We start from the raw sequence: 8,895 nt of genomic DNA on the forward strand, positions 1-8,895 counted from the left end.
ATTTCGGGGTCTTCGCTGACTTGGTGAGGCGCCAACCTGCGGAGACGCGTTCGATGAAGCCCGCTGCCGCCAGGAGGCCGAGCTTGGCGTTGACCGTGGTCAGATCGACGCCCGCCTTGACGGCCAGTTGGGCGGGGCCGGTGGCGCCGCGGGCGGGGAACGCCTCCAGGACGGAGCGGGTGACCGGTTCGAGGCGGTCGCGGGGCAGGACGGGGGTGTGCGGTGGCGGGGCGAGGTCCGTGCCGATGCTTCCCACCGCCTCGATGATCTCCTCTGTGCGGGTGACGAGGGTGGTGCCCTCCTCGCGCAGCAGCCGGTGACAGCCGACCGACGTCCGGCTGGTGACAGGGCCCGGCATGGCCATGACGATGCGGCCGAGCTTGGCCGCCCAGCCCGCGGTGTTGAGCGCTCCGCTCCGGGCCTCCGCTTCGATGAGGACCGTCCCGCGGGAGAGGGCGGCGATGACCCGGTTGCGGACGAGGAACCGGAGGCGATGCGGGTGGGTGCCCGGCGGCGACTCACTCACCAGGAGGCAGCGCCGGGCCATCTCCGCGAACAGCCCCTCATTGGACGCCGGGTACGGGACGTCGACGCCGTTGGCGAGGACGGCGACGGTGGAGCCGTCGGCGGCCAGGGCGCCCCGGTGGGCGGCGGCGTCGATGCCGAGGGCGCCGCCGGAGATCACCGTCCAGCCCCGGTCGGCCAGTTCCGAGGCGAAGTCGGCGGCGGCGCGCAGCCCGTAGGGGGACGCGGCGCGGGAACCGACGACGGCGACCGAACGCAGGCAGCCGTAGCGAAGGTCGCCGGGGCCGCGCAGCCACAGAGCGTACGGGCGTCCGTCGCCGAGGTCGTCGAGGGTCGTCGGCCATTCGGGGTCTCCAGGGCAGATCAGGCGGCCGCGGAACCCGGCGCACACGGCCAGGTCCTGGTCCGGTTCGGCGGCGATCAGCCGGATGCGCCACTGGCCGAGCCGTTTGACCTCCTTCGTGTCGGCGATGACGCCGTCGGGAAGCGAGCCGGTGCGGATCGATTCGAGTGCCCGCTCCGCACCGGAATGGTCGATGATCCGGTTGAGGAACGTGTCACCCGGCTCCGCCACGGCGGTGAGAGTGGCTCGGGCGGTCCGTTCGTCGCTCATGGGCGCCCCGCCGACCACAGCGTGAGCGCGCCGCCGACGTCGTCCGGGCCGGGTTCGTCGTTGCCCGCCAGGTCGGCGATCGTCCAGGCGACCCTCAGGATGCGGTCGAGGCCGCGAGCGCTGAGCGTGCCCCTTTGCAGGGCCTCGTCGGCGCCCTGCATCGCGTCGGCGGGAGGTGTGAAGCGGCGGCGCAGTTCCGGCCCGGGGATCTCGGAATTGGACCGCCACGGGGTGCCTGCCAAGCGGCTGAGCGTCCGTTCCCTGGCGAGCTGGACCCGTTCGGCGACGACCTTGCTGGACTCCGCGAACTCCAGGTCGTAGCGGAGTTCGGCACGGGTCGCGGGCGCCAGTTCGAGCTTGAGGTCGATGCGGTCGAGAAGCGGGCCGGACAGGCGGGACGCGTACTTGCGGCGGACACCGGGGGCGCACGAGCAGTCGATCTGCTTGGCCGCTGCGCATGGGCACGGGTTCGCCGCGAGGACGAGCGTGAACCGCGCGGGGAACCGCGCCATGCCCTCGATCCGGCTGATCCGGACCTCGCCCTCTTCGAGCGGCTGGCGGAGGGCGTCGAGCGTGCCCGCGATGAACTCGGGAGCCTCGTCGAGGAAGAGGATCCCCCGGTGCGCGAGGGACACGGCACCCGGCTGGAGGACGCGGCCCGAGCCGCCGCCGACCATCGAGGCGCGCGATGCGGTGTGGTGCGGCGCGTAGAACGGCGGTTGCGTGATCAGCGGCTGGCCCGGCCGGAGGGTCCCCGCGACGGAGTGGATCGCGGTGACCTCCAGCGCGATGTCGGGTTCCAGGGGCGGCATCAATGTCGGCAGCCGTTCCGCGAGCATGGTCTTCCCGCAGCCGGGTGGGCCGGCGAAGAACAGGTGGTGCCCTCCGGCGGCGCTGATCTCCAGCGCCCGGCGTGCCTCGGCCTGCCCGCGCACGTCGTTCAGATCGAGGTCGGGCGGGATGTCCTGCTGCCGCAGGGCGGGACTGTCCGTGGGCGGGGGCGGGCCGTCCTCGTCCTCCTCGATGGGCGGCGGCTCGTCTCGCAACAAGCACAGAAGGCCGCGCAGCGTGCTCGCGGAAACCACCTTCATGCCCGGGACGAGTTCGGCCTCGGCGGCATTCGCCCTCGGGACGACGACCGTGTCGCAGCCCTGGTTCGCCGCGGCCAGCACGGCGGGCAGGACGCCCTGGATGGGACGCAGGCGTCCGTCCAGGCCGAGTTCGCCGATCAGCACGAGCCCGGCGCACGCGCGGGCGGGGACCGCCTCGGCGGCCCCGAGCAACGCGATCGCGATGCTGAGATCGAATGTCGAGCCCTTCTTCGGCATGCTCGCCGGGAACAGCGACACCGTCACATGGCGGTTCGGCCAATCCTCACCGGAGTTGAAGATGGCGGCGCGGACACGGTCGCGGGCCTCGCTGAGCGCGGTGTCCGGCAGGCCGACCAGGTGCAGGCCCGGGACGCCGCTGGTGATCGCCGCCTCCACGTCCACCACGAAGCCGTCGACCCCGACGAGCGAGACCGATCGGGTCTTGGCGAGCGTCATTCAGCACACCTCCCGCAGATGGTCGATCGAGAAGCCGTCGCCGTCCGCGACGAGGCCGAGGACGTCCACCCGCACGCGCGCGCCGCCGGCGCCCCGTTCGGCGGCCCATCGCCCGGCCAGACGCCGCAACCGGGCCGCCTTGTCCTTGGTGATCGCTTCGAGGGGGTCGCCGAACCGGGCCGAGCCGCGGGTCTTCACCTCGCAGACGACGTGACCGCGGCCGTCGTGGGCGATGATGTCGAGTTCGCCGCCGTCGCACCGCCAGTTGCGCTCGACGATCGTCCAGCCGAGTCCGGCCAGGTAGTCGGCCGCGGCGTCCTCGCCGCGCCGGCCGAGACTGATATGGGCTCTCATGGCCTCACCTCCGGCCTTCGACGCTGCCGGAGCGTGACGCTGCGTATCCGGCCAACGACCACCTGTGGATAACTTCGGGAGAACAATCCCGGCGACTCGCTCGAAACGGTCTGCGGTCCTTGCTTCGCGGAGGCCGTTGGCGCAGCGTGACGCTTGTGACCAACGCGCTAGAGGAGGCACTCTCCGACTTCGAACGGCATCTCCGCGCGGAACGCGACGTCTCGCCCCACACGGCGAGGGCCTATGCCGGGGACCTGAACGACCTGGTCGCCTACGCCGCCGACGTCGGCGCGACGGAGCCGGCGGAACTCGACGTGCCGCTTCTTCGCGCCTGGCTCGCCCGTCAGCACGCACTGGGCCGCTCCCGCGCCACCCTTGCCCGCCGGACCGCCGCCGCTCGCGCGTTCACCAGACACCTGCACCGGCGCGGCCTGCTCCAGGACGATCCAGGGCTGCTGCTCGGCACGCCCAAGCGGCAGCGTGCCCTGCCCGGGGTCCTCACCCAGGACGATGCCGCACGCCTCCTCGACACGATGGACGCACAGGGTCCCGTGGGTCTTCGAGACCTGGCCGTTCTGGAGGTCCTGTACGGGACAGGCGTCCGGGTGAGCGAGTTGTGCGGTCTCGACATCGACGACCTGGACACCGGCCGCGGGACGATCCGCGTCCTCGGCAAGGGCGGCCGTGAACGCACCGTTCCCCTGGGCGAGCCGGCCGCCCGCGCCATCCAGGATTGGCTGCGCGCAGGACGGCCCGCACTGGCGACCGACGACAGCGGTCCGGCCCTCTTCCTAGGCACCCGCGGGGGGCGCCTACACCCGACCAGTGCACGGCGCATCGTCCACACACGCATAGCCGAGGTCGGCCAAGTGCCCGACCTGAGCCCGCACGGACTGCGCCACAGCGCCGCCACCCACCTGCTCGAAGGCGGAGCCGACCTGCGGAGCGTCCAGGAAATCCTGGGCCATGCCTCCCTGCAGACCACGCAGATCTACACGCACGTATCAGCCGAGCGACTCAAACAGGTCCACCGCCAAGCCCACCCCCGCGGCACCCAGCCCGACTAGCGCAACGTTCCGGAGTCCCGCCCCACGGGCTCGCCCTGCACCTTGCCATGAGGGCGAACCAGGGCGCGCCCAACCCGAAGCCCTCGGACTGCCCTCCGCCCCCCGTAGGGGACTTTCTGGGTCAGGGGGTGCGGCGTAGGCGGCGTTCTTCGGAGAGGTTGACCACGCCCTCTGGTGGGCGGCGTCGGCCGTGCAGACGGTAGCGGGCACGGGTGCGGCGCCAGGCGAAGGCCAGTGTGAAGGCCAACGCCATGCCTGTCAGCGCCCCTCCCGTCGCCGTGGTCGCGTCGCGGAGGGTCATCTTCGGCTCGGATGCAGGTTCGGGCGCGCGAGGCGTCGGGGAGGGCGTGTGCCAGAGGGGGAGCAGGCGGACTTGGCGCTGCACCAGGTCGAGGGGGTTCAGGTAGAGGGAGCCGCGGCGTAGGCCCCAGTGCAGGCAGGGTGTGGGGCAGTGTGACCGGCCGTCCTCCAGGACGCCGATCCGGGTGCCGGACGTGACCCGGCCGCCCACGCGGACGCTGGGACGGACGGGCAGGTACGTGGTGCGCAGCGCGCCGTGGTCGATCGCGACGATGCCGCGTCCGGCCAGCCGGCCGGCGTAGGAGACGCGTCCAGGCCCGGCGGCGTGGACGGGCTGCTCCGGCCGCGCCGCGAGGTCCACGCCCCGGTGGCCCGGACCCCACGGGGACGCGGGCGGAGAGAAGCCCCGGACGACCTGCGGGGCGGGCGGCCCCAAGGGCCACCGCCAGGCGTCCAGGCCCGGCGTCCCGGCGGCGATCACACAGGTCAGGAGCAGAGTCAACAGGGTCATGGACCCGAGCCTGCAGGTTCGCCGCACCGCCCGGAGGGCCCGCCGCCAACTGTGGATAACCGCGCTGAACGTTGATTCCCGGACGCGTCCGGGCCCTGATAATCTGTAGGAGTGCCCGAAAGGACACCGGCCAGGGCCAGGCCGTCGCCGATCCGTCCCCAGGGCGGGTTGGTGAGAAGCCGCTCCCGGTGAGCGGAGAGGTCACGGCCCCGGTAACGGGCACAGCCGCCTGGGTATCCCGGCGGCTGATTTCACGCGTCCGCATGCCACCGAAGACATGGTGGGGCGCCGCCCCTCGGTCCGTCGCCACGGCGACGGTGGGGCGGCACCCGGGCGTAGGCGAACAACCAAATGCGGCCCGGCAGGGCCAGAGAAGGAGAGCACGGGCAATGGCACCCGTCGTCACCATGCGGCAGCTCCTTGAGAGCGGCGTCCACTTCGGCCACCAGACCCGCCGGTGGAACCCGAAGATGAAGCGCTTCATCCTCACCGAGCGCAACGGCATCTACATCATCGACCTTCAGCAGTCGCTGTCCTACATCGACCGCGCCTTCGAATTCGTCAAGGCCACGGTCGCCCACGGCGGCACGATCCTGTTCGTCGGCACCAAGAAGCAGGCCCAGGAGTCCATCGCCGAGCAGGCGACCCGCGTCGGCATGCCCTACGTCAACCAGCGCTGGCTGGGCGGCATGCTCACCAACTTCTCCACCGTCCACAAGCGGCTCACGCGGCTCAAGGAGCTGGAGGAGATCGACTACGACGACGTGGCCGGCTCCGGCATGACCAAGAAGGAGCTTCTCGGGCTGCGGCGTGAGAAGGACAAGCTGGAGCGCACCCTCGGCGGTATCCGCGACATGGCGAAGGTTCCGAGCGCCATCTGGATCGTGGACACCAAGAAGGAGCACATCGCGGTCAACGAGGCCAAGAAGCTCGGCATCCCGGTCGTGGCGATCCTCGACACGAACTGCGACCCGGACGAGGTCGACTACCCGGTTCCGGGCAACGACGACGCCATCCGCAGCGTCAGCCTGCTGACCCGCGTCGTCGCCGACTCCGTCGCCGACGGCCTGATCGCCCGCGCGGGCGCCGCGTCCGGCGGGGACGAGAAGCCGGCCGGGGGCGCCGCGGCCGCGGGCTCCGCCGAGCCGCTGGCCGAGTGGGAGCGCGAGCTGCTGGAGAACAAGCCGGCCGAGGAGGCCGCCGAGGCGACGGCGCAGGCCCCCGCCGAGGCCGAGCAGGCCCCCGCCGCCGAGGCGAAGGCTCCGGAAGCCGCGGAGGCTCCGGCCGAGGCGCAGGCCGCTCCGGAAGCCGCCGAGGCTCCGGCCGAAGCGCAGGAGGCTCCGCAGGCCGCCGAGGCCGAGCAGGCCTGATCCCGTGGTCCGGCGGGCCCTCCGGGGCCCGCCGGGCCGTCGCGGGTCCCACGACCAACGACGAGAGAAGCGAAGAGAGCGATGGCTAACTTCACCACCGCCGACGTCAAGCGGCTGCGCGACCTGACCGGCTCCGGCATGATGGCCGTGAAGAACGCCCTCACCGAGGCGGACGGCGACTTCGACAAGGCCACCGAGCTGCTGCGGCTCAAGGGCGCCAAGGACGTCGGCAAGCGCGCCGAGCGCACCGCCGCCAACGGGCTGGTCGCCGAGTACTTTGCGAACTCCGGTGACGGGGCGCTCCTCGAACTCAACTGCGAGACCGACTTCGTCGCCAAGAACGAGCAGTTCATCGAGCTGGCGAACCGGGTGGTCGAGTTCGCCGCGGGCAGCGGCGTCACCGACGCCGAGGGCCTGCTGGCCGCCGAGATCGAGCCGGGCAGGACCGTCCAGGCCCTGATCGAAGAGCACAGCGCCACGATCGGCGAGAAGCTGGAACTGCGCCGCTTCGCCCACTTCAAGGGCGCCTACGTGGCCAGCTACCTGCACAAGTCCGACCCGTCCCTGCCGCCGACCACCGGCGTCCTGGTCGAGCTGGACGGCGAGAACGCCGAGGTCGCCAAGGACGTCGCCCAGCAGATCGCGGCGATGGCGCCCAAGTACCTCACCCGCGACGAGATCCCCGCCGAGGCGATCGAGAAGGAGCGGGCGCTCGCCGAGCAGCTCACCCGCGACGAGGGCAAGCCCGAGCAGGCCATCCCGAAGATCGTCGAGGGCCGGGTCAACGCCTACTTCCGCGACTTCGTGCTGCTGGAGCAGGCGTTCGTGAAGGACGGCAAGAAGACGATCGCGAAGGTCCTCGACGAGGCCGGCGTGCAGGTCGTCCGCTTCGCCCGGTTCAAGGTCGGGCAGGCGTAGGGGCATCCTGGAAACGGGGTACCCGACAGATAACGCGAAGGAACGAGGAGGCCGCCGACGTGCCGGACAAGACGACCACTAGCGCGACGGCGGCCTCGTCGTCCGATCGGGACGCGTCCGCACGCGGCGCGGCCGGCGGGGCAGGGGCCGGCGGCGGTGCGCCCGGTCGGCACGAGACCGGCGGGGACGCGTCCGTCCAGCACGCCCCGCGCGCCGGCTGGAAGCGGGTGCTGCTGAAGCTGTCCGGTGAGGCCTTCGCCGGACGCGAGCCCCTCGGCATCGACCCCGAGATCGTCCAGCACGTGGCGGAGGCCATCGCGGACGCGGTCCGGGAAGGCGTGCAGGTGGCGGTCGTCTGCGGCGGCGGCAACATGTTCCGCGGCGCCGTCATGGCCGAGCGCGGCATGGACCGCGGCCGCGCCGACTATATGGGGATGATCGGCACCGTCATCAACTGCCTCGCCCTCCAGGACTTCCTGGAGAAACTGGGGCTCGACACCCGGGTGCAGACCGCCATCACCATGAGCCAAGTCGCCGAGCCGTACATTCCGCGTCGCGCCATCCGGCACCTGGAGAAGGGCCGCGTCGTCATCTTCGGCGCGGGCCTCGGGCAGCCGTTCTTCTCCACCGACACCACCGCCGCCCAGCGCGCGCTGGAGATCGGTGCAGAGGCCGTACTGAAGGGGACTCAGGTGGACGGTGTCTACGACGCCGATCCACGAAAGAATCCGGACGCGGTCAAGTTCGACCGTTTGGAATACGGTGAAGTTCTACAGCGGGGGCTGAAGGTCATGGACGCCACGGCCATCAGCCTCTGCATGGACAACGCGCTCCCCATCGTGGTCTTCGACCTCATGGGGCAGGGCAACATCGTCCGGGCCGTCCGGGGTGAGAAGATCGGCACGCTGGTCAGCCCGGCGGAAGGCTGACCGCAGCCGGGAACCGCAGTGCGTGAGGCGGCACGGAGCGCAGTGTGGAACTCTAGGAACAGGGCCGACCAGATGACATGGGAGTCACAGTGATCGACGAGACCCTCCTCGAAGCCGAGGAGAAGATGGAGAAGGCGGTCGCGGTCGCCAAGGAGGACTTCCAGACCATCCGCGCCGGCCGGATCACCCCCGCCATGTTCAACAAGATCACCGCCGAGTACTACGGGACGCCGACACCGATCAACCAGCTGGCGTCCTTCACGCTGCCGGAGCCCCGGATGGTCATCGTCCAGGTCTACGACAAGTCCTCCATGCAGGCGGTGGAGAGAGCCATCCGCGACAGCGACCTGGGCGTGAACCCCACCAACGACGGCAACGTCATCCGGGTGGTGTTCCCCGAGCTGTCGGAGGAGCGCCGCAAGGAGTACATCAAGGTCGCGGGCGGCAAGGCGGAGGACAGCAAGATCGCGATCCGCAACATTCGCCGCCGTGCCAAGGACACGCTCGACAAGCTCGCCAAGGACGGCGAGGCAGGCGAGGACGAGGTCCACCGTGCCGAGAAGGAACTCGACGACGTCACGCACCGCCACGTGGCGCAGATCGACGAGCTGCTCGAGCACAAGAAGGCAGAACTGCTCGAAGTCTGATGAAGATGGATGATGCCGGGGAGCCCTCGGGTTCCCCGGACGAACCGGAGGCCGCCGAGTCCGGGAAGGCACCGGACACCTCCCCCGAGGAGCTTCCGTCCTCCGGCCCCACCC

9 protein-coding genes are annotated in these 8,895 nt (G+C 71.1%); 5 read left to right on the forward strand and 4 right to left on the reverse strand.

Annotation, left to right across the window (positions count from 1 at the left end; all coding sequences use genetic code 11):
• The 3 genes from dprA to E1289_RS34165 all read right to left on the reverse strand — a co-directional run.
• The coding region (dprA, locus tag E1289_RS34155) for a DNA-processing protein DprA (RefSeq protein WP_131987729.1) at positions 1–1,138 on the reverse strand (1,138 nt) is incomplete at its 3' end.
• On the reverse strand, positions 1,135–2,685 hold the full coding sequence (locus tag E1289_RS34160) for a YifB family Mg chelatase-like AAA ATPase (protein WP_131987731.1): 1,551 nt from the start codon (positions 2,683–2,685) through the stop codon (positions 1,135–1,137). The genes E1289_RS34160 and dprA, both read right to left, overlap by 4 nt.
• The gene (locus E1289_RS34165; RefSeq protein ID WP_131987733.1) at positions 2,686–3,039 is read right to left on the reverse strand and encodes a YraN family protein; all 354 of its coding nucleotides are present in this window, start codon (positions 3,037–3,039) and stop codon (positions 2,686–2,688) included.
• 155 nt (positions 3,040–3,194) lie between these two features.
• Between E1289_RS34165 and E1289_RS34170 the strand changes: the two genes are divergently transcribed.
• Complete coding sequence (locus tag E1289_RS34170) at positions 3,195–4,106, forward strand: tyrosine recombinase XerC (protein ID WP_243713339.1); 912 nt, start codon at positions 3,195–3,197, stop codon at positions 4,104–4,106.
• Between the two features lie 121 nt (positions 4,107–4,227).
• Here the strand turns inward: E1289_RS34170 and E1289_RS34175 are convergent, their stop codons facing one another.
• Positions 4,228–4,917: a M23 family metallopeptidase gene (locus E1289_RS34175; protein ID WP_131987737.1), complete on the reverse strand. Its 690-nt coding sequence runs from the start codon at positions 4,915–4,917 to the stop codon at positions 4,228–4,230.
• A gap of 389 nt (positions 4,918–5,306) precedes the next feature.
• Here E1289_RS34175 and rpsB point away from each other — a divergent pair, with 389 nt between their 5' ends.
• The 4 genes from rpsB to frr all read left to right on the forward strand — a co-directional run bounded on the left by rpsB (position 5,307) and on the right by frr (position 8,781).
• On the forward strand, positions 5,307–6,287 hold the full coding sequence (gene rpsB / locus E1289_RS34180) for a 30S ribosomal protein S2 (protein WP_131987739.1): 981 nt from the start codon (positions 5,307–5,309) through the stop codon (positions 6,285–6,287).
• A gap of 81 nt (positions 6,288–6,368) precedes the next feature.
• Positions 6,369–7,205, forward strand: coding sequence for a translation elongation factor Ts (gene tsf / locus E1289_RS34185; RefSeq protein ID WP_131987741.1), 837 nt, complete (start codon positions 6,369–6,371; stop codon positions 7,203–7,205).
• A gap of 227 nt (positions 7,206–7,432) precedes the next feature.
• Positions 7,433–8,134, forward strand: a complete 702-nt coding sequence (gene pyrH / locus E1289_RS34190) for a UMP kinase (protein WP_131987745.1) — start codon at positions 7,433–7,435, stop codon at positions 8,132–8,134.
• Positions 8,135–8,223: 89 nt separating this feature from the next.
• A complete protein-coding gene (gene frr, locus E1289_RS34195; protein ID WP_165970726.1) occupies positions 8,224–8,781 on the forward strand; it encodes a ribosome recycling factor in 558 nt (185 codons plus the stop codon).
• Positions 8,782–8,895 lie beyond the last annotated feature (114 nt).

The sequence above is a fragment of the Actinomadura sp. 6K520 genome (assembly GCF_004349245.1).
Taxonomy (GTDB): domain Bacteria; phylum Actinomycetota; class Actinomycetes; order Streptosporangiales; family Streptosporangiaceae; genus Spirillospora.